Source organism: Streptomyces bathyalis (assembly GCF_015910445.1).
GTDB lineage: Bacteria > Actinomycetota > Actinomycetes > Streptomycetales > Streptomycetaceae > Streptomyces > Streptomyces bathyalis.
Genome location: NZ_CP048882.1, coordinates 1,904,230 through 1,929,382, shown reverse-complemented (window position 1 = coordinate 1,929,382; position 25,153 = coordinate 1,904,230). Strand labels below are relative to the sequence as shown.

Sequence of the window (25,153 nt, the reverse complement as noted above, 5' to 3'; positions counted from 1 at the left end):
GCTGTCCGCGACCGTTGCTCGCGCTCGTGCTCGTGTTCATGACCCCCGACATTGCTCACGGAGTCGCGGACCCCGCACGGCAGTCACAGCCGTGCGGCCTTCAGCGCCATGTGGAGCAGCAACCGGGAGCCGCCATCGTCGAGGTCGAGGCCGGTGAGGGCTTCGATGCGGGAGAGGCGGTAGTAGAGCGTCTGACGGTGTATGCCCAACGCGGCGGCCGTTCGCCCCGCCTGGCCCGCGTGGTCGAGGAACACCTCGGCGGTGCGCGCCAGTTCGCCGTGTGCGGGACGCAGCAGCGGCGCCACGGCCGCATCGCGGGCGACGTCGTCGGGCAGGGCGGCCAGCAGCCGGTACGGACCGATCGCGTCCCAGTCGGCGACCGGGCCCAGCCGCTCCGGTTCCGCGCCCGCGGCCCGTGCGGCGGCGAGCGCCTCCCGCCAGGCCGCGACCGCGTCGGAGAGCCCGCGGCGCGGCGCGCTGACGCCCGCGGCGGCGGGGGAGCGCGGCACGCGCAGCAGTTGCCCGGCGGCCGTACGGGCCGGAGCACGGACCTCCGCCGAGCGCAGCCGCACCAGCGAGGCGAGCACCGGCTGCCGCTCCGGCGCGGGCGGCGCCGCCGACCTGCCGCCGGGGGCCGGTTGCGCGAGCCGGGCCGGAAGCACGCACCCCGCCATGACGTGCGGCAGCACGGGTGCGCCCGTACTGCCGGAGCTCTCCCCGTCGCCGTCAGCGTCGTCGGCCGGCCAGGGGCCCACAGCGAGCAGTGCCAGCGGGCCCGACGCCGCCGGCCCGAGCAGCTCGCCCAGCTCCGCCGCCAACTCCTCGCCCCTGCCCCGGTCTTCCTCGGTCAGCATCGCCCGCAGCAGTTCGCCCGAGCGCGCCTCCGCCTGCGTCTCGGCCGCCAGCAGCGCCCCGATCCGCGACGCCACCGCCATGGCCGCCGCCAGCCGCGGGTCGGAGAGGTCGAGCGCCCCGTCGTCCATCAGCCAGATGTAGCCGCGCACGACGCCCGCGTGCCGCACGGGGAGGCAGATGCGCCCGTGCTCGACGCCGGCCGCCGGTTCGGGATCGATGCGGACGGGAGACGCGGCCCTGGTGATGCCGAAGCTCTCGAACCACGCCCGCACCTCGGCGCTGGAGCGGCGTCCGAGGATGGAGCGCCTGCGCACCGGGTCGAGCGCGGGCTCGGCGCCCTCGCCGTCGCCCTCGTGGGCGCCGAAGGCGATCAGCGCGAAGTCGCGTGCCTCCAGGGTCGCGGGGGTGCCGAGCAGCGCGCAGACCTCGTCGATGAGTGCCTGGTAGTCCTCGCGCATGATCATCCCGCTGTTCCGCGTCGTGCCGACGTGCCGTCTCCGCCCCTTACGGGCGCCCCGCGTCACCATTCTCGTACAGATGTCTGAGATCTGGGACACGGATGCGTGACAGCTGTCGATGGTCACGGAATGGCGCGATCCTTAGATTCAGGGTGGCTTCCGACGCCGTGGCGCTCCGTTCCTCCGCAGACCTTCCCCTCCGGCCGAACGGGGCCCGCCACGGGACGCCAGGAGCGCGAAGAAGAACGTCAGTGGAGGTGCCCGTGTTCGGCCCAGTGCTCCTCGCCGCCGCGCGAAGTGACGGCATCCGCCGCTTCGTGTCGTCGACGCCGGTCACACGCCCCGTCGTGAACCGCTTCGTCGCGGGCGAGCGGCTGGACGCGTGCATGGAGAACGTGCGGTCGCTGACCGGCCGCGGTCTCGACGTCACACTCGATCATCTCGGCGAGGACACCACCGACCGCGCGGAGGCGCTGCGCAATCGCGACGCCTACCTCGCGCTCGCCCAGGCCCTGGCGGGGGAGGGCCTGGGCGAGCGGGCCGAGATGTCGGTGAAGCTTTCCGCCTTCGGGCAGGCGCTGCCGGACGGCGGCCACGACGTCGCGCTCGCCAACGTCCGGCCGGTCGTCGAGGCGGCCGCCGAGGCGGGCACCACCGTGACGCTGGACATGGAGGACCACACGACCGTGGACTCCACCCTCGCCGTGCTCGCCGATCTGCGCGAGAGCTTCCCGCAGACCGGGGCGGTGCTGCAGTCCTACCTCTTCCGCACCGAGGAGGACTGCCGTGCCCTGGCAGGGGAGGGCTCGCGCGTACGGTTGGTGAAGGGGGCATACAACGAACCGGCGTCGGTCGCCCACCAGCACAAGGCCGATGTGGACCGCGCGTACGTGCGGTGCCTGAAGATCCTGCTCTCGGGCAAGGGCTATCCCATGATCGGCACGCACGATCCGCGGATGGTCACCATCGCGCAGGAGCTGGCGCGGCGCCTCGGGCGTAAACACGACGAGTTCGAGTTCCAGATGCTCTACGGCATCCGCGACAGCGAGCAGTCACGGCTCGTGGCCGAGGGCCACCGGATGCGCGTATACGTCCCCTACGGGACCGACTGGTACGGATACTTCATGCGGCGCCTCGCGGAGCGTCCGGCCAACCTCGGATTCTTCCTCCGCTCGCTCGCCACCCGCGGCTGAACACCCAGACAGTGCCCTCGTAAGAAGGAGAGACGGCAGCCATGGACGCTGTGACCCAGGTCCCCGCCCCGTACAACGAGCCGGTCCACACCTACGCGCCCGGCAGCCCCGAGCGTGCCCGGCTGGAGCGCAAGCTCAAGGAGCTCGCCGAGAACCCGGTCGATCTGCCGATGACCATCAACGGCGAGAAGCGGATGGGCGGCGGCGCACGTGTCGACGTCGTGCAACCGCACAATCACAGCAAGGTGATCGGCACCTACGCGAACGCCACGAAGCGGGACGCGCAGGACGCCATCGACGCCGCCCTCGCGGCCGCGCCCGCGTGGCGTGCGCTGTCCTTCGACGACCGCGCGGCGATCATCCTCAAGGCCGCCGAGCTGCTGTCGGGGCCGTGGCGCGAGACGATCGCGGCCTCCACCATGCTGGGCCAGTCCAAGACGATCCAGCAGGCCGAGATCGACGCACCCTGCGAACTGATCGACTTCTGGCGCTTCAACGTGCACTTCGCGCGCGAACTCCTCGAGGAGCAGCCGCCCATCCAGCCCAAGGGCGTGTGGAACCGCCTCGACCACCGACCGCTGGAGGGCTTCGTCTATGCGATCACGCCCTTCAACTTCACGGCCATCGCCGGGAACCTGCCCACCGCGCCCGCGCTGATGGGCAACGTGGTGGTCTGGAAGCCCTCCCCGACGCAGACCCACTCCGCCGTGCTCCTCATGGAGATGCTGGAGGAGGCTGGCATGCCGAAGGGCGTCATCAACCTCGTCACCGGCGACGGCAAGGACGTCTCCGAGGTCGCGCTGCCCCACCCGGACCTGGCGGGCGTTCACTTCACCGGTTCGACGAAGACGTTCCAGTACCTGTGGAGGACCGTCGGCGAGAACATCGAGCGCTACAGGTCCTACCCGCGCATCGTCGGCGAGACCGGCGGCAAGGACTTCATCGTCGCGCACCCGACGGCCGACGCCGCCGTGCTGAAGACGGCCATGGTGCGCGGCGCCTTCGAGTACCAGGGCCAGAAGTGCTCGGCCGCATCCCGTGCCTACATCCCGCGCTCGCTGTGGGACGCCGGGCTCAAGGACGAACTCCTCGCGGAGACCGAGGGGTTGGCGATGGGCGACGTCAGCGACCTGTCCAACTTCATCGGCGCCGTGATCGACGACCGCGCCTTCGCGAAGAACAAGGCCGCCATCGACCGCGCGAAGCAGGACCCGACCTGCGAGATCCTCGTCGGCGGCGAATACGACGACTCCACGGGCTGGTTCGTGAAGCCCACGGTCATCGCCTGCACCGACCCGGCGAACGAGGTCTTCTCCGAGGAGTACTTCGGCCCGATCCTCGCCGTGCACGTCTACGAGGACAGCGACTGGGCGACCATGCTGGAGCAGATGGAGTCCGTCGCGGCCTACGCGCTGACGGGGGCCGTACTCGCCAAGGACCGGGCGGCGCTCGCCGAGGCGAGCGAGAAGCTCCGCTTCGCGGCGGGCAACTTCTACCTCAACGACCGGCCCACCGGCTCCATCGTCGGCCAGCAGCCCTTCGGCGGCGCCCGCGCATCCGGCACGAACGACAAGGCGGGCTCGAAGTTCAACCTGCTGCGCTGGATGTCGCCGCGTGCCATCAAGGAGACCCAGGTCGCGCCGACCGACTACCGGTACCCGCACATGGGCTGACCCGCTCCGGCCCGGCCCCGCACGGGGCCGGGCCGCCGTGCGCCGCTCCCGGCATCCGCGACGGGCCGCCCCTCCAGCCGTCCCGGTCTCACCAGCCGTCCCGGTGCATCACCTCCGGGACCGGACGCCGGCGCACCGGGCCGAAGTTGCCCACCGGCCAGCCGACCGGTATCACGGCGAACGTGTTGACCTGCTTGGGGATGCCGAGCACCTGCTTCCACTCCCGCTCCAGCATCAGGTGCCACACGGTGATCGTGGCCCCCAGCCCGAGCCCTCGCGCCGCCAGCAGCAGGTTCTGCACGCCGGGGTAGACGCTGGAGGTCTCCGCCACCGTGCTGAACACCCCGCTGCGCATCAGCCGCAGCAGCGCCCCGGTGCCCAGCGCGTCGCGCATCGCGCGCAGGCCCTCCATGTCGCCCTTGGGCTGGACGTAGCGGTAGCACGGGACGATCAGCGCCGGGGTCTCGGCGAAGTGATCACGCTGGTACTCGATGGCCGCCACCATCCGCCTGTAGGCGCCCTCGTCCATGTTCGGCGGCGTGGCCTTTCCCGCCGATCCGAGGTACGCGTCCACGCACCTGCGCCACAGCGGCTCCAGCCGGGACATCACGGCCCGGTCGGTCACGACGACGTAGTGGAACTGCTGGAGGTTCGACCCGCTCGGCGCCCACACCGCCGCCTGCACGAGCTGTTCCAGCAGCTCGTCAGGAACGGGGTCCGGCTTCAGCCGGCGCATCGCGCGCGTGGTGGACATGGTCCCGAAGAGGTCGGGCCGATTCTCTTGATCATCAGTCATGGCCGCGGAGTGTAGGGCTGCGCCACGAGCCCGGGGCACCCTCCCGGCGCGACGCACCTGCTCCCAACTCCCTGCTAGCGTCCGTCACATGCCGATCCGGGGAATCCTGTGGGACATCGACGACACGCTCTTCGATTACACCGGGTCCGACCGTGCCGGTGCCATGCGGCACATCGAGGCCGAGATGCTGCTGGACCGCCACCCCTCGCCGGAGGCCGCTCTCGGGCGCTGGCAGGAGGTCATGGAGGAGCAGTTCGCCCGCTTTCTCTCCGGTGAGCTGGGCTTTCTCGAACACCGCAGGGAGCGGGCGCGGGGCTTCCTGGGCACGCCCCTCACCGACGAGGAGGCCGACGCCTGGTTCGGCCGCTATGTCGCGCTGTACGAGCAGGCCTGGACCCTCTTCCCCGACGCCGTCCCCGCGCTGGACGCGCTCACTCCCGGCTACCGGCACGGCGCCCTCTCCAACTCCTCCACGCCCAACCAGGAGCGCAAGCTGCGTCGCCTGGGCATTCGCGACCGCTTCGAAGTCCTGTTGTGCGCGGACGAACTCGGCCATGCCAAGCCCGCGCCCGAGGCGTTCCGCGCGGGCTGTGACGCGATGGGACTGCCTCCCGCCGAGGTCGCCTACGTCGGCGACCGTCACGACATCGACGCTCGCGCGGCCGACGATGCGGGACTGCGCGGCATCTGGATCGACCGGACCTGGGGGCACCACCCGGGCTCTCGGGGCCCAGGGGGAACGTCCCACCCCGGCCCCGCAGCAGCCGGCGTACGCAGGATCACCGGGCTCGCGGAGCTGCCCGGTCTGCTCGCCGCACTCCTCTAGCTCACCGCGCTCCTTCAGCCCGGCCGACGGCCGAGGTTCGTGGGCGCCGGTGGCCTGAATCGAGTGGTGTTCGTCTCAGATAGTAGGAAGGCCAACTAATTGGCGAGACATCACGGCGTCCGGGTTCTATCTTTGTGGAAGCCGAACGTTCTCGCTCATCCAGCGAGCGGCGGTTGAGGCCCGGTGCACGGCGCAGGTGACCCCTGACGCACCGTCCAGCCCCCGCCCTTCCGGCAGCACCAGCCCCCACCTTCCCTTCTTGAAGCCCTTGTGTGCAGAAGGAGTTGCTGATCATGGATGAGACCGCACGCCGCCGCCTTCGTCACAACGCCCGCACGAACCGTGACGCCGAGCGCAGGAAGGCCGCCGCCGCCCTCCAGCGCGCCCTCGACCGCCGCGACAACGGTGGGGCCACGGGCCACTGACGGCAGCTCGCCGGCACATGCCGGACCGGCGATCCGCACGGTCCGGCATGTGGACCGGATGTGTCAGCTCCTGGGACGGCAGGTAAGGTCGCCGCATGTCTCGCACCATCAGCCTCGCAGTGATCCCCGGTGACGGAATCGGCCAGGAAGTCGTGGCCCAGGGCCTGAAGGTCCTCGCCGCCGTCCTCCCGCAGGACGTGAAGCTGGAGACGAAGCACTACGAGCTCGGTGCCAAGCGTTGGCACGCCACCGGCGAGACCCTCACGGACGCGGAGACGGAGCAGCTCCGGCAGCACGACGCGATCCTGCTCGGCGCGATCGGCGACCCGAGCGTGCCCTCCGGCGTCCTGGAGCGCGGCCTGCTGCTCAAACTGCGGTTCGCCTTCGACCACTTCGTCAATCTCCGGCCGTCGAAGCTCTTCCCCAACACGGAGACACCTCTGGCCGGCCGCCCCGCCATCGACTTCGTGGTCGTGCGCGAGGGCACCGAGGGCCCGTACGTCGGCAACGGCGGAAGCATCCGCACCGGCACGCCCGCCGAGGTGGCCAATGAGGTCAGCGTGAACACCGCGTACGGGGTCGAGCGCGTCGTCCGTGACGCGTACGAGCGCGCACAGGCGCGCCCCCGCAAGAAGCTGACCCTGGTCCACAAGAACAACGTGCTCGTGCACGCGGGCCACCTGTGGAAGAACACCTTCGACAGGATCGGCGAGGAGTACCCCGACGTCACGACCGACTATCTGCACGTCGACGCCGCCACGATCTTCCTCGTCTCGGACCCCGAGCGCTTCGACGTGATCGTCACCGACAACCTCTTCGGCGACATCATCACCGACCTCGCCGCCGCCGTGAGCGGCGGAATCGGTCTCGCCGCCTCCGGGAACATCAACCCGACCGGCGACTTCCCCTCGATGTTCGAGCCGGTCCACGGCTCCGCGCCCGACATCGCCGGCACCGGCAAGGCGGACCCGACGGCCACCGTCCTCTCCGTCGCGCTGATGCTCCGGCACCTCGGGCTCGAGGCCGAGGCCACCCGCGTCGAGGATGCGGTCACGGCCGACCTGGCCGAGCGCTCCGGCGCCCGCAGCACGGAAGAGATCGGCGACACCCTCGCGACCCGAGTATCCGGCTGACCCGGCGCAGGCTCTCGCCGGGCATCGGTGCCCGGCCGCTGTTCCAGTGGGGGGTCGGGGTGCCACCATCCATGCAGGGGCCGCCCACCCGGACTCCCTCTGCGTGCCTCCGCAGGTGATAATCGGACTCGGGGCTGACGCTTGAGAGAAAGCTCGGACGTCCCAGTACCACGACGGAGGGCGTACGGGAGCGCGGTCCGCCACGACACACAGTGAAGGACCGCACACCATGACGACGCCTCGAATCGACTTCGACCTCAAGCCCTCCTCGCAGCCGCTGCCTGCTGCGGAGCGCGAGGCGGTGCTGGCCGACCCGGGCTTCGGCCGTCATTTCACGGACCACATGATCACGATCAAGTGGACCGAGGGCCGCGGCTGGCACGACGCCCAGCTCCAGCCGTACGCGACGCTGCAGCTCGATCCCGCCAACATGACGCTGCACTACGCACAGTCGATCTTCGAAGGACTGAAGGCGTACCGGCAGCCCGACGGCTCGGTCTCCGCGTTCCGTCCCGAGGAGAACGCCCGGCGCTTCCAGCGCAGTGGCCGCCGTCTGGCCATGCCGGCTCTGCCGGAGGAAACGTTCATCGAGGCGTGTGAACTGCTGGTGCGGCAGGACAAGGAATGGGTGCCGGGGACCGGCGAGGAATCGCTGTACCTGCGGCCCTTCATGTTCGCCACCGAGGTCGGCCTCGGCGTGCGCCCGGCCAACGAATACCTGTTCATGCTGATCGCCTCGCCCGCCGGCTCCTACTTCCCCGGCGGCGTCCAGCCGGTGTCCGTCTGGCTCTCCGAGGAGTACGTGCGGGCCGCGCCCGGAGGCACGGGTGAGGCCAAGTGCGCCGGGAACTACGCCGCTTCGCTCGTCGCGCAGGCGCAGGCGGCCGAGCAGGGCTGCGACCAGGTCGTGTGGCTGGATGCGATCGAACGCCGCTTCATCGAGGAGATGGGCGGCATGAATCTCTACTTCGTCCGCGGCTCCGGCGCCGACGCGAAGATCGTCACGCCCTCGCTCACCGGGACGCTCCTGCCGGGCATCACCCGTGACTCGCTGCTCACGCTCGCCGCCGACCTCGGGTACGAGACGGAGGAGACCCGGCTGACCGTCGACGACTGGCGAGACGGCAACGAGGACGGCACGATCACCGAGGTCTTCGCATGCGGCACGGCAGCAGTGATCACCCCTGTCGGACAGGCGAAGTCCACGAGCGGCGCGTGGAAGGTCGGCGACGGGCAGCCCGGCGAGATCACCATGCAGCTCCGCGAGGCGCTCCTCGCCGTGCAGACCGGCCACGCGGAGGACCGGCACGGCTGGATGCGGACGCTGGCCTGACGTCGGTCCGCTGACGTCGGCCCGCCGGTGCGGGGTCCGCTGACGCGGGGTTCGCGGGCGCGGGGAGTGGCGCATGGGTGCGGGGAGTGCGGGCCCGCGGGCGCGTCTGCGCGCTGCCCGGCCCCGCGATGCCCCGCACCGTGCTGCCCGGCCCGGCCCTGCAATGCCCGGTCGCCGGGCTCCGGGGCCCGAACTGCCGGGCCGGGATGTCGCGTTCGGGCGCCGCCTAGCTGCGGGCCACGCGTCCACGCGCGGCCGGGTCGCCGGGCTCCGGCCCGAACTGCCGGGGCCCGGATGCCGCGTCCGGGCGCCGGGTCACTGGGCAGTCCGGCTTTGCGTTCGGGCGCGGCACGGTCGCGGGCCGTGGGCGCGTCTGCGCGCTGTTCGGGCGCCGGGCTTCCGCCCCACCCTGCCGCGCGCCGGGGCTCTGCTCATGGGCGCGGCCCGCGTGTGGGCGCCGCCCAGCTGCGGGCCACGCGTCCACGCGCGGCCGTGGCCCCGATTCGGCGACTGCCGGAGGTTCTGCCTATGGGGGGCCTTCGATGGTGCGCGTCCCTCGCCCGGGCCCGGTCCTGCGCGCCTCTCGGGCCGGCGCCGCCGGACCGCCCCTGCGCTGGCCCGCCCGACCGTCGGTTCCGCGTGGACTCGCTGTCGTGCAGGGGTCCGCGTCGTCCGCGTCGTCCGCGCGGGGCCGCGGCCGACGGACCCGTTCCCGCGATGCCCCGCCTTCCGGCCCCACGTATTCGTGGGTCCTGTCCCCGACCTGCGCGCTCCTGGCATCACACTTTGCGCTGCGGCCGTCCGCTCCGGTCCAGGGGCAGCGCGTGGCCCTGACCCGGGCTCGCATCTGGGCGCCGCCCACCCCGGGCTTACGTCTGCCGGTGGGGTCGTTCCCCGTGCTCGGCTCTGCGGGTGGCCCACTTCCTGCGCCGGGTCTGGCTGCGTGAGCCGGCCTCGCGTCTGGGCGCTGCCGCTCCGCCCCCGCCCCGCCCTCGCTCCGCGTCCGCGCGCGGCTCGCCCCGCGCACCCCCGCACCGCTCCGTCGGCCCCCGCACGGCCGCCGATTCCGCATCCACCCGCCGTCCCGGCGGGTGCCGCCCCGCGCCGGAGAGCCCGCGCCGTCCGCGCCGCCCCGCGCCGGAGAGCCCGCGCCGTCCGCGCGGCCCCCGCGGACACGCGACGCGCGCCTGCGCACGCACTTTCCGCATTGTGAGACGCCTTGCGGGCCCCTGCCCGCTCTGTGCGAGACTCCCCTTCGTGTCCTCGTTCGCCATGATTATCGGCAGCAGGCGCGCCGGTCCTCAGTGACCGACTGCCGCAGGAAGACCCGTGCGGCAGCGGCCACCGTGTCCCAGACCCGCGCGCCAGACCTCTCGCACCCGCGAGAGGTCTTTTTGGTTTCCGGCCCACCCGCAGCCGGAGGCGACGGCGCGAGGAGGAAGAAGGAAAGAAGCAGGACAATCGAGGGACAAGCGGACCCCGGCATCACGGATCCCGCTTCATCAACAGGAGCCACAGCCGTCATGAGCATGCTCGCCCCGGACGACAACTTCCACATCTTCGACACCACACTGCGCGACGGAGCCCAGCGTGAGGGCATCAACCTGACCGTCGCCGACAAGATGACCATCGCCCGTCACCTCGACGAGTTCGGCGTGGGCTTCATCGAGGGCGGCTGGCCGGGGGCCAACCCGCGCGACACCGAGTTCTTCGAGCGCGCCCGCGCGGAGATCGACTTCCGGCACGCACAGCTCGTGGCCTTCGGTGCCACCCGTAAGGCAGGAGTACGTGCCGCCGACGACGCCCAGGTCAAGGCGCTGGTGGACTCCGGGGCCCCGGTCGTCACGATCGTCGCCAAGTCGCACGACCGGCACGTCGAGCTGGCCCTGCGTACCTCGCTGGAGGAGAACCTGGAGATGGTCCGGGACACGGTGGCGTACCTGCGTGAGCAGGGCCGCCGCGTCTTCGTGGACTGCGAGCACTTCTTCGACGGCTATCTCGCCAACGCCGGCTACGCGAAGCAGGTCGTGCGCGCCGCGCACGAGGCCGGCGCCGACGTGGTCGTCCTGTGCGACACCAACGGCGGGATGCTCCCCGCGCAGATCCAGGCCGTCGTACGCACCGTCCTCGCCGACACCGGTGCCCGTCTGGGCATCCACGCGCAGGACGACACCGGATGCGCCGTCGCCAACACGCTCGCGGCGGTGGACGCGGGTGCCAGCCACGTCCAGTGCACGGCCAACGGGTACGGCGAGCGGGTCGGCAACGCCAACCTCTTCCCCGTCACGGCGGCGCTCCAGCTCAAGTACGGCAAGCAGGTGCTGCCCGAGGGCGCGCTCGAGGAGATGACCCGCATCTCGCACGCCATCGCCGAGGTCGTCAACCTCGTGCCCTCCACCCACCAGCCGTACGTCGGCACCTCGGCCTTCGCGCACAAGGCCGGGCTGCACGCGTCCGCGATCAAGGTGGATCCGGATCTGTACCAGCACATCCAGCCCGAACTCGTCGGCAACACCATGCGGATGCTCGTCTCCGACATGGCCGGACGCGCCTCGGTCGAGCTGAAGGGCAAGGAGCTCGGCTACGACCTGGAGGGCGACCGGGAGCTGGTCGGCCGGATCGTCGAGCGCGTCAAGGAGCAGGAGCTGAAGGGCTTCACCTACGAGGCGGCGGACGCCTCGTTCGAGCTTCTGCTGCGCGACGAGGTGCACGGCCGCGTCCGGCGGTTCTTCCGTCTGGAGTCCTGGCGCACGATCGTCGAGCAGCGCCCCGACGGCGACCAGGCCAACGAGGCCACGGTCAAGCTCTGGGCGAAGGGTGAGCGCATCGTCGCCACCGGCGAGGGGAACGGCCCGGTCAACGCCCTGGACCGGGCGCTGCGCAGCGGTCTTGAGCGGCTGCACCCGGAGCTGGCCAGGCTCTCCCTCGTCGACTACAAGGTGCGCATCCTCGAGGGCGGCCACGGCACCGACTCCACGACGCGCGTGCTGGTCTCCATGAGTGACGGCGGCGCGGAGTGGTCGACGGTGGGCGTTGCGGACAACATCATCTCCGCTTCGTGGCAGGCACTGGACGACGCCTACACGTACGGACTGCTGCGGGCGGGCGTCGAACCGCACGAGTGAGCAACTCCGGGCCGCCCGGCCGGAAATGCTCCGAGGCGGGCCCGGGCTCAGCCGCCCAGGCGTACCGGCAGCACCAGGGTGCTGTTGCCCACGAAGCTCGGCCTGGGCGGCAACTCCTCGTCGGGCACGGCCAGTTCGAGGCCCGGGTGGCGTCCGAACAGCGCCTCCAGCGCGATGGCCGCCTCCATGCGGGCGAGCGGCGCGCCGAGGCAGAAGTGCGGGCCGTGGCCGAAGGAGAGGTGCTGGTCCGGCGGGCGCGTGACGTCGAAGCGGTCCGCGTCGGGTCCGTGCGTGCGGGGGTCACGTCCGGCGGCGGTGTACCCGGCGAGCACCGGCGTTCCGCGCGGGATGACGGTGCCGCCGACGGAGATGTCCTCGGTGGGATAGCGGAAGGGGAAGAAGCCGACGGGGCCGTCGTAGCGCAGCGTCTCCTCGACCACCGACTCCCAGGTGACGGCGCCCGACAAGGCGAGTTCCAGCTGGGAGCGGTGGGTGCACAGAGCCCGCACGGCGTTGGTGATCAGGCTCATCGTCGTCTCGTGGCCCGCGACGGTCAGCGTCAGGAGAGTGCCGGTCAGTTCCGTCTCGGAGAGCCGGTCGCCGTCCTCCTCGCGGGCGGCGATGAGGGCGCTGGTGAGGTCGTCGCCGGGGTCGGCCCGCCGTGCGGCGACGACGCCGGCGAGCACCCCGGCGGTCTCGCGGCCTGCGGAGACGATCTCCGCCGGCTTCGAGTCCGTGCTGAGCAGGACGCGGAACAGCTCGTGCAGCCGGTCGCGCGACTGCGGCTCCACACCGAGGAGTTCGCAGATGACATTCATGGGCAGCGGGTAGGCGAAGTGCTCCCACAGGTCGACGGTCCCGTCCTTCTCCGCGAACTCCCGCAGCTCCGCGAGCAGTTCGGCGACCAGTTGCTCCACGCGCGGCCGCAGCTGCGCCACCCGGCGGTGTGTGAACGCCTTCGTGACCAGGCTCCGCAGGCGCCTGTGGTCGGCACCGTCCGCGGTCGTCATGCCCTCGACCGTGGCGTAGACGGCCAGTGGCCACCCCTCCGGCACGCGGCCTTCCTGGAGGGCGGCGAAGTGGCGGGCGTCCTTGGCGATGCGCGTGTCGGTCAGTAACTCCCGCAGCTCCTCGTGCCCGGTGACCGCGAAGGCCTCGACGTCTCCGGGAAGCAGCACCGGGGCGGCCGGGCCGCGCTCGCGAAGGCGTGCGTTCACCGCGTGATGTGCGGCTCCCGTGGGGTCCATTCGCTGCGGTGCCTCGGGTGCCTCGGTCATCGTTCGGGACTCCTGTCGTACTGCTGCTCAGGACGTGGCCGGGATGAAGCGTCCGCTCTACGGCCGTGCGGCACAAGGGAGTTCGAGGCCAAGCCCGCACGCCGAACGCGCTTGCGCCCCTCGCTGCGGTTGCGCGTGACGCCGGGACGGGACGGATGATACGGGCGTGAGCTGTGCGGTACGGCTGCCCTGAGCTGCGGTTGTGGCGTGCCGCCGGCCGGCCTTCCCCTGGTTGACAGGGCACCGTCACTGGGCTGTGGGAACCCCACAGCCCAGCGCGGGCCGCGTGTGAGAGTTCCCTGCCCTGGAGGCGCGCTCCGGTGCAGTTCTGTCCAGCGCGACCATGAATCACGCTCGGACACTGTCTGAATCTGACGACGATGAATGACCCTGCCGTTTCGTAGGGTCTATACATGACCGATCAGACCCAGCCGTCGCAGCAGGCGCCGCAGGCCGCGGAGACCGCGGTCGCGTCCGAAGCCGCAGGCACCGAGGCGCGGGACGCGCGCGGGCGTGTGGCGGAGCTGCGTGCTCTGCGGGAGCGCGCCTTGCAGGGTCCCAGTGAGCGGGCGACGCAGGCTCAGCACGCGAAGGGGAAGCTGACCGTCCGGGAGCGGATCGAACTGCTGCTGGACGAGGGGACCTTCCGTGAGGTGGAGCCGTTGAGGCGGCACCGTGCCACGGGTTTCGGGCTGGAGGAGAAGAAGCCCTACACCGACGGTGTCGTGACCGGGTGGGGGCTGGTGCACGGGCGGACGGTGTTCGTCTACGCGCACGACTTCCGCATCTTCGGCGGTGCGCTGGGTGAGGCACACGCCACGAAGATCCACAAGATCATGGATATGGCGATCGCGGCGGGTGCGCCGCTGATCTCGCTGAACGACGGTGCGGGCGCGCGTATCCAGGAGGGCGTCTCGGCGCTCGCGGGATACGGCGGGATCTTCCAGCGCAACACCCGTGCCTCGGGCGTGATCCCGCAGATCTCGGTGATGCTCGGCCCGTGCGCGGGCGGTGCGGCCTACTCGCCGGCGCTGACGGACTTCGTGTTCATGGTCCGCGACACCTCGCAGATGTTCATCACCGGCCCGGACGTGGTCGAGGCGGTGACCGGTGCGACGGTCTCGCAGAACGGGCTGGGCGGCGCGGACGTGCACGCCGCGACCTCGGGCGTGGCGCACTTCGCCTACGACGACGAGGCCTCCTGCCTGGAAGAGGTGCGGTATCTGCTGTCGATGCTGCCGAGCAACAACCGGGAGAACCCTCCGGCCGAGGAGTGCTCCGACCCGGTGGACCGGCGCGGCGAGGTGCTGCTCGACCTGGTGCCTGCGGACGGGAACCGCCCGTACGACATGCGCAAGGTCATCGAGGAACTCGTCGACGACGGGGACCTGTTGGAGATCCACGAGCGGTGGGCGACGAACCTGATCGTGTGCCTGGCCAGGATGGACGGCCAGGTCGTGGGCGTCATCGCCAACCAGCCGCAGTCCCTGGCCGGGGTGCTGGACATCGAGGCGTCGGAGAAGGGCGCCCGCTTCGTGCAGATGTGCGACGCGTTCAACATCCCCATCGTCACGCTGCTGGACGTCCCGGGCTTCCTGCCCGGCGTCGACCAGGAGCACGGCGGAATCATCCGGCACGGCGCGAAGCTGCTGTACGCGTACTGCAACGCGACGGTGCCGCGGATCTCGGTCGTGCTGCGCAAGGCCTACGGCGGCGCGTACATCGTGATGGATTCGCAGTCCATCGGTGCCGACCTGACCTTCGCCTGGCCGACGAACGAGATCGCGGTCATGGGCGCCGAGGGCGCGGCGAACGTGATCTTCCGGCGGGAGATCAACGGCGCGGACGACCCGGAGGCGATGCGGGCCCGGATGGTCAAGGAGTACAAGGCCGAGCTGATGCACCCGTACTACGCCGCCGAACGCGGCCTCGTGGACGACGTCATCGATCCGGCGGAGACCCGCGAGGTGCTCGTCCGCTCCCTGCAGATGCTGCGCAGCAAACACGCGGATCTGCCCTCACGCAAGCACGGAAACCCCCCTCAGTAAGGGATGAATACTTCGATGAACCCGACCGACACAGCCGTCAGCAGCCGTCTCGTCCGCGTGGAGAAGGGCGAGGCCAGCGAGGAGGAACTCGCCGCCGTCACGGCGCTGCTGCTCGCCCGCGCCGCGGCCTCCGCCCGGCACGCCGAGATTCCGGCCGCACGCGCCGCGGGGAGCGGCAAGGCGGGCTGGAGGCGCCTGGAGCGCGCACGCGGCTTCAGGGCGCCGCACAGCTGGCAGGGCTGAGCGGGACCGCGCGGAGGCTCGATCGGGCCTCCGCCGGGCCTCCGCCGGGCCTCAGCCGGCTTCGGCGCGGCTTCAGGCGGCCGGACCGAACTCCGGTGCCGGACGGGGCGGTTGAGCGCCTGAGCCGGGCGGCCCGCCCTTCACGGCCCCCTCGAACGGCTCGCCGCTCAGCGAATGCCCGGGGGGCCAAGGCCCGTTGACGGCACGACGTGCAGCGCGGAAGCGGAAGACGCGAACGGCAAAGGACGGCCTCCCGGCGGAACTCACGGGAGGCCGTCCTTCTGCGTCATCGGCGCCGGAGCTCAGCCGACGGGTTCGTCCTCGAGCACGGTGCGCCCGGGATTCGCGGTCCGTGCCTCCAGCGTGTCGAGGAACACGGCCTCTTCGGCGACGGCCCTCGTGGTCAACTCGTCCGCGTCCTCAAGATGGGCAAGGGTGGTGCGGCGCGGGTTGGCTGTGTTGCGCATGATAAGGGTGGTCTTCACGCTCGACCGTACCTCTCACTTTCCAATTGGCTTGTCGTTCCCCGGTGTTGTGTAAACCAGACTAGGACCCATTTTCATTTCGTTACGTGACGCGGACGACGCGGAGCGTGTGAGGTTGCTCACCGGAGCGTGAGCAAAAGGGACTTACGTGATGAGGTGCTGTGAGCGCCGAACCGGACATCGGGGCCAGATGTGAGGTTCCGTCTCCCGGCCTGATACTGCTGGGGTGCGAGGGACCGGCGGTCCGCAGCTGAAAAGTCCGGAATCACGGGAAGTGCGCCGCACAGAAGGTGATGGAATATCGGCGGAGCGTCACCGCTTCTCCCGGGTTTTCCACAGGCCTTGTTGGAGATCCGGCACTGTGCTGGAATTCCACGGACCGCTGCGGGAAACAACCGGCGCGCAGGGGCGCAGAGCAGCGCCGCGCGGCGGTCAGGGGACGCGCGCCGGTCACATCACGACCGCCAGGGGGGCCTTGGGACCCCCACGACTCGATACCGTCCCGCCGTCCCAAGCGGAGGGGCGCCTGGTCCAGAGGTTGCGACGCTAGTGCAGGGACGTTTCAAGAGGGATGGCAGCGCTGCGGGGGATCCGGAGCCGCGCGGAACAGCGGACCGCGGATCCACACCCCAGCGCGCCCAGCAGAGCGGCCCGACGGCCGCGGTGCACGAAGAGGACGGCGGGTCCAACCGCCCGGCCGTCAAAAGCGACAAGAGCGCCGAGCAGCGCCTCAGGACGCCTCCTGGGCCGGGCTCGCGAGCCGCCCTGCGTAACTGGCGGATCAGTACGCGCCTGGTGTCGCTCCTCGCCCTACCCGTGGTCGCGGCAACGACGCTGGGTGCCCTTCGGATCCAGGACTCCCTCGGGAACGTCGACCAGCTCGACAACATGAAGCTGCTCACGGAGATGACCGAGCAGGCGACGGAGCTCGCCTCGGCCCTCCAGGAGGAGCGCGACCGCTCGGCCGGCCCGCTGACCGCCACCGGGGACTCCAAGGACGACACCGTCGTCGGTCCGCGTGAGAAGACGGACCAGTCCTTCCAGGCGTTCAAGGAAGCCACGGCCGACATCGACGGCAGCGACAGGGTGATGGCGGGCGTCCAGTCCACCGTTCTGGACATCACCCGGCAGCTGACCGCGATCAAGAACATCCGCGAGCGCGCGTACGACAACCCCTCTTCGGTCTCGCAGACGGTCAACAGCTACAACCAGCTGATCGATTCGCTGCTCGCCCTGTCCCAGGACATGGCGCAGGCGACCAACAACTCCGAGATGATCCAGAGCACGCGTGCTCTCGCGTCGTTCTCCACCGCCAAGGAGTACGCCTCCATCCAGCGGGCGATCATCTCCGCCGGTCTCGCGCGCAAGGGCGGTCCCGAACTCTCCGAGAGCGACCGGCTCTACGCGAAGACGGCCGCCGAGAGCGAGAGCGCCTCGCTCGGCAGCTTCAACCAGATCTACGGCGAGGAGAAGGCCTCCGCGCTGACCAAGCCGCTGGACGGCGGCGTCGTCAACATCACGCTGGCGGACAAGTACCGCGACCGCGTGCTGAACAACCCCGACGGCATCAAGAGCGAGAACCGCTCGTACCCCGACTGGTACGACCAGGACCGCTCCAAGATCGACGAGATGGGGAAGATCGAGTCCACGCTGCTCTCGCAGATGGAGCAGCAGGCCCGTGAGCTGCGCGCCGACGCACAGCGCGAGGCGTTCCTCAACGGCGCCGTGATCCTCCTGGTCCTCGGCATATCCCTCGTCGGCGCGTTCGTCGTCGCCCGCTCCATGGTCCGCTCGCTGCGGCGCCTGCAGGACACGGCCCAGGACGTCGCCCGTAAGCGGCTGCCCGAGCTGGTCCGCCAGATGTCCGAGTCCGAGCCGCAGGACGTCGACACCTCCGTCGAGTCCGTCGGTGTCCACAGCCGGGACGAGATCGGCAAGGTGGCCTCCGCGTTCGACGACGTCCACCGCGAGGCCGTCCGGCTCGCCGGCGAGCAGGCCCTGCTGCGGGGCAACGACAACGCGATGTTCACCAACCTCTCCCGGCGCAGCCAGGGCCTCATCCAGCGTCAGCTCTCGCTCATATCCGAGCTGGAGTCCCGCGAGGCCGACCCGGACCAGCTCTCCTCGCTCTTCAAGCTGGACCACCTCGCGACCCGCATGCGGCGTAACGGTGAGAACCTGCTCGTCCTCGCGGGCGAGGAGCCGGGCCGCCGCTGGACCAGGCCCGTTCCGCTCGTCGACGTGCTGCGCGCCGCGGCCTCCGAGGTGGAGCAGTACGAGCGGATCGAGCTGAACTCCGTCCCGGCCACCGAGGTCGCGGGCCGAGTCGTCAACGACCTCGTGCACCTGCTCGCCGAGCTGCTGGAGAACGCGACGTCGTTCTCCTCGCCGCAGACGAAGGTCAAGGTCACCGGTCACGCACTGCCCGACGGCCGTGTGCTGGTCGAGATCCACGACACCGGCATCGGCCTCTCCCCGGAGGACCTCTCGGCGATCAACGAGCGGCTGGCCAGCCCGCCAACCGTCGACGTGTCGGTCTCCCGCCGCATGGGCCTCTTCGTGGTCGGCCGCCTCTCCCTGCGGCACGGCATCCGCATCCAGCTGCGCCCGTCCGACTCCGGCGGCACGACGGCCCTCGTCATGCTTCCCGTCGACGTGGCACAGGGCGGTGCTCAGAGCCCGCAGTCCAAGGGCAAGCCCGCCGGTGCGGGCGGTCCTGGCGGCAACGGCCCGAGCGTGCCCAAGGGCGCCGGCCTGGCCGCCGCGCTGCAGCGCGGGCCCGGTGCCGGTCCCGGTGGTTCCGGCCCGTCCAAGCTGGGCGGTGCCCCGTCACGTCAGGTCGGCGGCGGTGAGCCCCGTCCGGCGCTGCCCGGTTCGGACGTCCCCGTGGGCGCCGGCAGCGGCCAGGGCGAGGGCGGTCCTCCGACCACCAACCTCTTCGGCAGCGGGCCGGGCGGTCCGGGCAGGGGCCAGGAGGGCCCGCCGAACCGCCAGGTGCCCCCGCTCCCGCAGCGCAGCGGCCCGGCCGGAGCGCTGCCCGGTCCCTCCGGCAGCGACAGCGGCCAGGGCGGCCCCGAGCCCGCCGAGTTCGAAAGGCCCGGCGCCGGCTGGGGCGGCTCGTGGGAGCGTGAGAACCAGCCCAGCGGCGAGTACGCCATGCCGCCGTCGCCTTCGGACACCGGCGAGTTCCAGCGTCCGCAGGCCCCGTCGGAGCCGAACCCGTTCGCGCGTCCCCAGTCGGGGTCCGACTCGGGCGAGTTCCAGCGTCCGCAGGCGCCCTCGGAGCCGAACCCGTTCGCGCGTCCCCAGTCGGGATCCGACACGGGTGAGTTCCAGCGTCCCCAGTCCGGGTCGGACACCGGCGAGTTCGAGCGTCCGCAGCCCGGCGGTCCCAGCGACACCTCGCAGTTCATGCGCCCGGACGAGTGGAACCAGCCTCGTCCGAGCTGGGCGACGGCCTCCGGTCCCGGAGAGGACGGCCCCCGCGGTCACGACGAGTCCGAGTCCAGCGAGACCGGCGAGTTCGCCCGCCCCGGCTACACCAACGCGTCCAGCGGCGGCCAGGGCGCCGCTGCCGGACGCGAGCAGTCGCAGGGCGACCAGGAGACCTCGTACGACCCGGACTTCGGCATACCCTCGGGGCCGCCGGCCGCGGCCGACGCCCCGACGCCGATCTTCGAGTCGATCGAGTCCAACTGGTTCCGTGCCGCGTCCTCGGCGCCCCCGCCACCACGGGAGCCCGAGTCCGCGCCGCAGCCAGAGCGGTCCTCCTCCCAGCACGCGCCCGCCCCGCGGCCAGGGCAGCCGGCCTCGGCCGTGCCGCCGATGCCGCAGCGGCACGCGGCCCGTGGAACCTCCGAGGGAGTGGCGGCGAACTCGTCGCATTCCACCGGGGCTCACCACGTCGCCGACACCGGTGCCCACTGGGGCGCCTCGCCCAACGACGAGCGCTGGCGCCGTGCGGAGCAGGTGCGTCAGCCCGCCGCGGGCGGAGTGACCACCTCCGGTCTGCCGCGTCGCGTGCCCCGCGCCAACCTGGTCGCGGGCACCGCACAGCAGCAGTCCTCCGCACAAGCAGGACCGCAGGTCTCGCGTGCACCCGATGACGTCCGCGGCAGGCTGACGAACCTCCGTCGCGGCATCCAGCAGGGCCGACAAGCCGGTACAACCAACGGCCGCGGCATAGGCCCCCATTACCAGCAGGAGCGTTAGTTGAGTCCGATGAGCCAGGCGGCGCAGAATCTGAACTGGTTGATCACCAACTTCGTGGACAACACCCCAGGTGTGTCACACACGGTGGTGGTCTCCGCGGACGGCCTCCTTCTGGCCATGTCCGAGGGATTCCCGCGCGACCGCGCCGATCAGTTGGCGGCGGTCGCGTCCGGGCTGACCTCACTGACCGCGGGTGCCTCCCGCATCTTCGAGGGAGGCCCCGTCAATCAGACCGTGGTGGAGATGGAGCGAGGCTTCCTCTTCATCATGTCCATCTCGGACGGTTCGTCTCTGGCCGTCCTCGCTCATCCTGAGGCTGACATCGGTCTCATCGGATACGAGATGGCACTACTCGTAGACCGCGCAGGAACCGTTCTCACCCCTGACGTGCGCGCTGAACTTCAGGGGAGCATCCTCAACTGACCCGAAAGCTCCCCGACATGAGCCACCTCAGACCGTTATCCGACCCCGACCTCATGCCTTCCCCGGAGGAGCCATGACCCCGCCAGCCTCGCCCGGCCCGTACGGTGCCCCATACCAGCACGCACCGTACGGAGGTGAGGGCGACCAGCCGCTGGTGCGCCCTTATGCGATGACGGGCGGCCGAACCCGGCCGCGCTACCAGCTCGCCATCGAAGCACTGGTGAGCACCAGCGCTGACCCGGTTCAGCTCCAGGGGCTCCTCCCGGAACACCAGCGCATCTGCCATCTGTGCCGGGAGGTCAAGTCGGTCGCGGAGGTATCGGCCCTGCTGGCGATACCGCTGGGAGTGGCCCGGATCCTGGTCGCCGATCTCGCCGAGGCCGGAATGGTGGCCATCCACCAGCCCGGCGGTGGCTCCGAGCCCGGCGGCGCGCCAGATGTGACGTTGCTCGAAAGGGTGCTCAGTGGACTTCGCAAGCTCTAGCCCGCAGACGGGCCAGATGGTGGGTTACGGAGCCGGAGCCCCGACCCCCGGCCGTTCGACGACCTCCGCGAAGATCGTGGTGGCCGGCGGTTTCGGTGTGGGCAAGACGACCTTCGTAGGTGCGGTCTCGGAGATCAATCCTCTCCGTACCGAAGCGGTCATGACGTCCGCCTCCGCCGGGATCGACGATCTGACCCACACCGGAGGCAAGACCACCACGACGGTGGCCATGGACTTCGGCCGTATCACGCTCGACGACGACCTGATCCTGTACCTGTTCGGCACGCCCGGGCAGGATCGTTTCTGGTTCATGTGGGACGACCTGGTCCGTGGTGCGATCGGTGCGGTCGTCCTCGTCGACACGCGCCGCCTGGCGGACTGCTTCCCGGCAGTGGACTACTTCGAGAACTCGGGGCTGCCGTTCATCATCGCCCTGAACGGCTTCGACGGGCATCAGCCCTACACGCCCGAAGAGGTCCGCGAGGCCCTGCAGATCGGCCCGGACGCTCCGATCATCGTCACCGACGCCAGGCACCGTGCTGAGGCGAAGAGTGCCCTGATCACGCTGGTCGAGCACGCACTGCTCGCCCGCCTCAAGTGAGACGCGCAGTCAACTCGACCCGCAGCGCGACGAGTTGATCACACAGCCGGGCTGGAGTCTCTCCGCCCGGCTGTGTTGTTCGCTGAGCTCCTTCAGGTTCATAACGTTTCGACAGTGAATTACGTGGCCATGAACACGGCTGGCGAGCAAAAGGCTTCACTCTGCTCACAAATCCTGACCTCTTTGTTCCTCTTGTCCTCGTGTGCCCGATTTTCCGGACCGGTTGAGCCTCCGCGGGGCTCCCGAGCAGGTGTTTGGTGGGCGCAACGCTGACGTGCTGAAATGCGCTGAACTCAGCAGTAGCGAGTTGGCACGTCGCCGACCCATGGACGTCGGATACGGACACCGAGGGTCAAGAGGTGAGGAGTCGCGTGAGGCGAAGCAAGACGGGCGCTGCGGCCGGAGCCGGGGTGGAGTCGAGGGGTAACTTCACCCCGCCGCCGAGGGGTTCGGTGGCATCCGACCTTCCCGGTGGTGCGGGCCGTCCGGGCAACCGCCTGGCCGTGCGTAACTGGCGTGTGAGGACGAGGCTGTACGCGATCCTCCTCATCCCCGTACTCGTGGGTCTCGTCTTCGGCGGCTTCCGCGTGAGCGACTCGGTCGACACGTGGAGCGAGGCCGAGGACGCCCAGCGCACGGCCGAACTCGTGCGCGCCGCGGCCACTTACGGCAATGCCCTGATCGACGAGCGCGACCGCACCGCGGCGCCTCTGCTGGCAGGCAGGCGTAACGATCCGGCAGTGGAGCGCGCCCGCACCGTCACCGACCGGGCCAAGAAGGACTTCGACCGGGCCGCGTCCGCAATGCCCGACAAGCCCGGCCTGGAACGCCGTCTCGCCGTCTTCCGCAAGGTGGAGCCCAAGCTGGGCCCCCTGCGCGCGGCCGCCTACAGCAAGCGCCTCGGTGGCGTGCAGACCGAGGAGGGCTACGTCGCCGTCCAGCACCCGCTGATGGAGTTCTCCAACGAACTCGGCTTCGGCACGGGCAACATCACCTCCTACGGCCGCACCGTCTACTCCGTGTCGCTGGGCAAGGCGGCCCAGTCCCTCGAGCGCTCCATAGGCATGCACCTGCTGATGCGGCCGGGCCCGCGCAAGGAGGATGTGCAGCGGCAGCGCACGGGCCTGACTTCGTACGCCTACCTCGAGCGCATCGCCATGGAGGAGTACGTCGGCGGCGGCCGCCCCGAAGACGTGAAGCTCATGAAGCAGGAGAGCGCCAAGGCCTCCGCGAAGGGCAAGGAGCACGCCGCCAAGGCCGAGGCCAAGGCGACGGCCGCGGGCAGGGACTTCGTGCCGCCGCCGTCGACGCAGAAGGCGATCCCGATGATCGTCTCGGGCGCCGGCAAGCGGGCACTGGCCTCCAAGGGCGTCACCCCGGAGAGCTGGTTCGCGACGACCACCGGGAAGTTCGACGCCTACCGCGCCGTCGAGAAGGAGCTCACCGAGCGGGCCGTCGACGAGACCCAGCAGATCTCCGACGACGCCGCTCGCGACGCCCTGGTCAACGCCCTGATCGTGCTGGTCGCACTGCTGATCGCGTTCTTCCTCGCGGGCATGATGGCCCGCTCGATGAGCCGCAGCATGGGCAATCTGCGCAACGCCGCCTTCGACGTCGCCCAGCAGCGGCTTCCGATGCTCGTCGATCAGCTCTCGCGTACGGACCCGGGCCGCGTCGACACCCGCGTCGCGCCCATCCCGATCGACAGCACCGACGAGATCGGCGAAGTCGCCCGCGCCTTCGACCAGGTGCACCGCGAGGCCGTGCGTCTCGCCGCCGAGCAGGCGCTGCTGCGCGGCAACGTCAACGCGATCTTCACCAACCTCTCCAGCCGCAACCAGGGCCTCATCGAGCGCCAACTCGGCCTGATCTCCGACCTGGAGAACAACGAGGCCGACCCGGACCAGCTGGAGAGCCTCTTCCGCCTGGACCACCTCGCGACCCGCATGCGGCGCAACGGCGAGAACCTCCTCGTCCTCGCCGGCGAGGAGCCCGGCCGCAGCTGGAACGAACCGGTGCCGCTGGTGGACATCCTCCGTGCCGCGTCGTCCGAGGTGGAGCACTACGAGCGCATCGAGCTCTCCGGCATCCCGGAGATGGAGATCCACGGCCAGGTCGTCAACGACCTCGTGCACCTTCTCGCCGAGCTGCTGGAGAACGCCACGTCCTTCTCCTCGCCGCAGACGAAGGTCGACGTCACCGCCACGCGGCTGCCGGACGACCGCGTCGTGGTCGAGATCCACGACAAGGGAGTGGGTCTGACCGGGGAGGACTTCGCGGACATCAATCACAAACTGGCCAATCCGCCGACCGTGGACGCCAGCCTCGCCCGCCGCATGGGCCTGTTCGTGGTCGGCCGCCTCGCCGACCGGCACGGCATACGCGTTCAGCTGCGGCCCTCCGGTGAGCAGGTCGGCACGACGTGCCTGGTCATGCTGCCCGAAGCGATCACGCGCGGAGGCGGCGGCGAGGAAGAGGGCTACGAGGACTTCACGGTCTCCCGGATCATGCCGGAGCCGCCCCCGCAGCCGATTCCCGGGCAGGGCGGGCGCGGTCTGCCGCCCTCCCGTGCCGCAGGCGAGCTGGGCTTCGACACCGGTCGCTACGAAGTGCCCGACGATCTCTCCTCGCTCGGTCCCCTCGACCCGGTCGGACGTTCACAGCTGCGGGACGAACGCCGTGAAGCGCTGGAGAGCCGGCAGAGCGAGCCCGAGTGGGACAGCCCGCGCGACGGGACGCAGGAGCCGCGGGACTTCCGGGACCAGCAGGAACAGCCGTCGCAGTGGCGTGCTCAGGAGCAGTGGCAGGAGCCGCGCGAGCGCTGGCAGGAGCCGGAGGACCAGTGGCAGGAGCCGCGCGAGGGCTGGCAGGAGCCGGAGGACCAGTGGCAGGCGCCCGAGCAACCGGAGCAGCCTCGTGAGTGGGAGCAGCGCGGGCAGGAGCCGGGATTCCCGTCACAGCTGCTGTCGCCGTTCGACGAGCGCCGCCCGACGGGTGAGACCCAACTGCCCGCCCAGCCCGAGCAGTTGCCGCCCCACGGCAGTTCATACGCCTCCCAGGGACCCGAAGCGGAATCAGGTACGGGCGTTCACGAGAATGGGCGGGACCGCGTAGGCTTCGACCGTCCGGGCCCCACCCCGAGCAGTTATCGCACCACAACCGGCGCTGGCCTGCCGCGCCGGGAGGCGGGGCGGTCACGGCACGAGGCGGGACCGGAAGAGCAACACCAGCAGCACCAGCCTCAACCGGAACCTTCCGAGGATTGGCGTAACGCCAACGACGAGCGCTGGAGCCGGGCAGGCCGGCTGCGTGACCCGCAGTCCAGTGGTCTCACTCCATCCGGCCTTCCCCGGCGGGTGCCCAGGGCCAACCTGGTCGCGGGCACCGCCGATGCGAACCCGCCGGGAGGCCCCATGGTCTCCCGCGCACCCGAGGACGTCCGCGGCAGGCTCAGCAACCTCCACCGCGGCATACGCCGAGGGCGCGACGCGGGTGACGCCTCCCAGAATGACCGACAGGGCTTCGGCCCCGGCAGCACCTACGATCAGGAGCGTTAGTGTGAG

At 70.7% G+C, this 25,153-nt stretch carries 18 protein-coding genes; 14 read left to right on the top strand and 4 right to left on the bottom strand.

Annotated features, from left to right (window positions below; all coding sequences use genetic code 11):
• Positions 1–83: 83 nt before the first annotated feature.
• Positions 84–1,313, bottom strand: a complete 1,230-nt coding sequence (locus G4Z16_RS08285; protein ID WP_197354248.1) for a PucR family transcriptional regulator — start codon at positions 1,311–1,313, stop codon at positions 84–86.
• Between the two features lie 263 nt (positions 1,314–1,576).
• Here G4Z16_RS08285 and G4Z16_RS08280 point away from each other — a divergent pair, with 263 nt between their 5' ends.
• Together G4Z16_RS08280 and pruA are read left to right on the top strand one after the other, a co-directional pair.
• On the top strand, positions 1,577–2,506 hold the full coding sequence (locus tag G4Z16_RS08280) for a proline dehydrogenase family protein (protein WP_197350156.1): 930 nt from the start codon (positions 1,577–1,579) through the stop codon (positions 2,504–2,506).
• A gap of 41 nt (positions 2,507–2,547) precedes the next feature.
• Positions 2,548–4,179, top strand: coding sequence for an L-glutamate gamma-semialdehyde dehydrogenase (gene pruA / locus G4Z16_RS08275; RefSeq protein ID WP_197350155.1), 1,632 nt, complete (start codon positions 2,548–2,550; stop codon positions 4,177–4,179).
• 88 nt (positions 4,180–4,267) lie between these two features.
• Here pruA and G4Z16_RS08270 read toward each other — a convergent pair whose 3' ends face one another.
• Complete coding sequence (locus G4Z16_RS08270; protein WP_246530738.1) at positions 4,268–4,975, bottom strand: nitroreductase family protein; 708 nt, start codon at positions 4,973–4,975, stop codon at positions 4,268–4,270.
• A gap of 88 nt (positions 4,976–5,063) precedes the next feature.
• Here G4Z16_RS08270 and G4Z16_RS08265 point away from each other — a divergent pair, with 88 nt between their 5' ends.
• The 5 genes from G4Z16_RS08265 (at position 5,064) to cimA (ending at position 11,817) form a co-directional block, all read left to right on the top strand.
• Positions 5,064–5,801, top strand: coding sequence for an HAD family hydrolase (locus G4Z16_RS08265; RefSeq protein ID WP_197350154.1), 738 nt, complete (start codon positions 5,064–5,066; stop codon positions 5,799–5,801).
• 293 nt (positions 5,802–6,094) lie between these two features.
• Positions 6,095–6,226, top strand: coding sequence for a hypothetical protein (locus tag G4Z16_RS32915; RefSeq protein ID WP_281393672.1), 132 nt, complete (start codon positions 6,095–6,097; stop codon positions 6,224–6,226).
• A gap of 95 nt (positions 6,227–6,321) precedes the next feature.
• Entirely contained in the window at positions 6,322–7,359 is a 1,038-nt protein-coding gene (locus tag G4Z16_RS08260) for a 3-isopropylmalate dehydrogenase (RefSeq protein WP_197350153.1), read from the top strand.
• Between the two features lie 229 nt (positions 7,360–7,588).
• On the top strand, positions 7,589–8,692 hold the full coding sequence (locus G4Z16_RS08255; protein WP_197350152.1) for a branched-chain amino acid aminotransferase: 1,104 nt from the start codon (positions 7,589–7,591) through the stop codon (positions 8,690–8,692).
• 1,523 nt (positions 8,693–10,215) lie between these two features.
• Positions 10,216–11,817, top strand: a complete 1,602-nt coding sequence (gene cimA / locus G4Z16_RS08250; RefSeq protein ID WP_197350151.1) for a citramalate synthase — start codon at positions 10,216–10,218, stop codon at positions 11,815–11,817.
• Positions 11,818–11,864: 47 nt separating this feature from the next.
• On the opposite strand, the gene G4Z16_RS08245 is transcribed toward cimA, so the two are convergent.
• Positions 11,865–13,094 carry a cytochrome P450 family protein gene (locus G4Z16_RS08245; protein WP_246530737.1) on the bottom strand — a complete coding sequence of 410 codons (1,230 nt, stop codon included), beginning with the start codon at positions 13,092–13,094 and terminating at the stop codon, positions 11,865–11,867.
• 413 nt (positions 13,095–13,507) lie between these two features.
• Between G4Z16_RS08245 and G4Z16_RS08240 the strand changes: the two genes are divergently transcribed.
• Together G4Z16_RS08240 and G4Z16_RS08235 are read left to right on the top strand one after the other, a co-directional pair.
• The gene (locus G4Z16_RS08240; RefSeq protein WP_197350150.1) at positions 13,508–15,142 is read left to right on the top strand and encodes an acyl-CoA carboxylase subunit beta; all 1,635 of its coding nucleotides are present in this window, start codon (positions 13,508–13,510) and stop codon (positions 15,140–15,142) included.
• A gap of 15 nt (positions 15,143–15,157) precedes the next feature.
• Entirely contained in the window at positions 15,158–15,385 is a 228-nt protein-coding gene (locus tag G4Z16_RS08235; protein WP_246530736.1) for an acyl-CoA carboxylase epsilon subunit, read from the top strand.
• Between the two features lie 302 nt (positions 15,386–15,687).
• Here G4Z16_RS08235 and G4Z16_RS08230 read toward each other — a convergent pair whose 3' ends face one another.
• Complete coding sequence (locus G4Z16_RS08230; RefSeq protein WP_197350148.1) at positions 15,688–15,870, bottom strand: hypothetical protein; 183 nt, start codon at positions 15,868–15,870, stop codon at positions 15,688–15,690.
• A gap of 549 nt (positions 15,871–16,419) precedes the next feature.
• Here G4Z16_RS08230 and G4Z16_RS08225 point away from each other — a divergent pair.
• The 5 genes from G4Z16_RS08225 to G4Z16_RS08205 all read left to right on the top strand — a co-directional run bounded on the left by G4Z16_RS08225 (position 16,420) and on the right by G4Z16_RS08205 (position 25,147).
• Positions 16,420–20,082 carry a nitrate- and nitrite sensing domain-containing protein gene (locus G4Z16_RS08225; RefSeq protein WP_197350146.1) on the top strand — a complete coding sequence of 1,221 codons (3,663 nt, stop codon included), beginning with the start codon at positions 16,420–16,422 and terminating at the stop codon, positions 20,080–20,082.
• A 9-nt stretch (positions 20,083–20,091) separates the two neighbouring features.
• Positions 20,092–20,505, top strand: a complete 414-nt coding sequence (locus tag G4Z16_RS08220) for a roadblock/LC7 domain-containing protein (RefSeq protein WP_028435354.1) — start codon at positions 20,092–20,094, stop codon at positions 20,503–20,505.
• A 73-nt stretch (positions 20,506–20,578) separates the two neighbouring features.
• Positions 20,579–20,989 (top strand): DUF742 domain-containing protein, encoded by a 411-nt coding sequence (locus G4Z16_RS08215; protein WP_028435355.1) that lies wholly within the window; start codon positions 20,579–20,581, stop codon positions 20,987–20,989.
• A complete protein-coding gene (locus G4Z16_RS08210) occupies positions 20,970–21,590 on the top strand; it encodes a GTP-binding protein (RefSeq protein WP_425508060.1) in 621 nt (206 codons plus the stop codon). Before G4Z16_RS08215 ends, G4Z16_RS08210 begins: the two co-directional genes overlap by 20 nt.
• Before the next feature lie 371 nt (positions 21,591–21,961).
• On the top strand, positions 21,962–25,147 hold the full coding sequence (locus G4Z16_RS08205) for a sensor histidine kinase (protein ID WP_197350144.1): 3,186 nt from the start codon (positions 21,962–21,964) through the stop codon (positions 25,145–25,147).
• Positions 25,148–25,153: the final 6 nt, after the last annotated feature.

Coding starts and splice junctions, on each gene's coding strand:
- G4Z16_RS08285 (WP_197354248.1), bottom strand. CDS start 1,313: ATGCGCGAGGACTACCAGGCACTCATCGACGAGGTCTGCGCGCTGCTC.
- G4Z16_RS08270 (WP_246530738.1), bottom strand. CDS start 4,975: ATGACTGATGATCAAGAGAATCGGCCCGACCTCTTCGGGACCATGTCC.
- pruA (WP_197350155.1), top strand. CDS start 2,548: ATGGACGCTGTGACCCAGGTCCCCGCCCCGTACAACGAGCCGGTCCAC.
- G4Z16_RS08220 (WP_028435354.1), top strand. CDS start 20,092: ATGAGCCAGGCGGCGCAGAATCTGAACTGGTTGATCACCAACTTCGTG.
- G4Z16_RS08235 (WP_246530736.1), top strand. CDS start 15,158: ATGAACCCGACCGACACAGCCGTCAGCAGCCGTCTCGTCCGCGTGGAG.
- G4Z16_RS08260 (WP_197350153.1), top strand. CDS start 6,322: ATGTCTCGCACCATCAGCCTCGCAGTGATCCCCGGTGACGGAATCGGC.
- G4Z16_RS32915 (WP_281393672.1), top strand. CDS start 6,095: ATGGATGAGACCGCACGCCGCCGCCTTCGTCACAACGCCCGCACGAAC.
- G4Z16_RS08215 (WP_028435355.1), top strand. CDS start 20,579: ATGACCCCGCCAGCCTCGCCCGGCCCGTACGGTGCCCCATACCAGCAC.
- G4Z16_RS08245 (WP_246530737.1), bottom strand. CDS start 13,094: ATGACCGAGGCACCCGAGGCACCGCAGCGAATGGACCCCACGGGAGCC.
- G4Z16_RS08240 (WP_197350150.1), top strand. CDS start 13,508: ATGACCGATCAGACCCAGCCGTCGCAGCAGGCGCCGCAGGCCGCGGAG.
- cimA (WP_197350151.1), top strand. CDS start 10,216: ATGAGCATGCTCGCCCCGGACGACAACTTCCACATCTTCGACACCACA.
- G4Z16_RS08265 (WP_197350154.1), top strand. CDS start 5,064: ATGCCGATCCGGGGAATCCTGTGGGACATCGACGACACGCTCTTCGAT.
- G4Z16_RS08255 (WP_197350152.1), top strand. CDS start 7,589: ATGACGACGCCTCGAATCGACTTCGACCTCAAGCCCTCCTCGCAGCCG.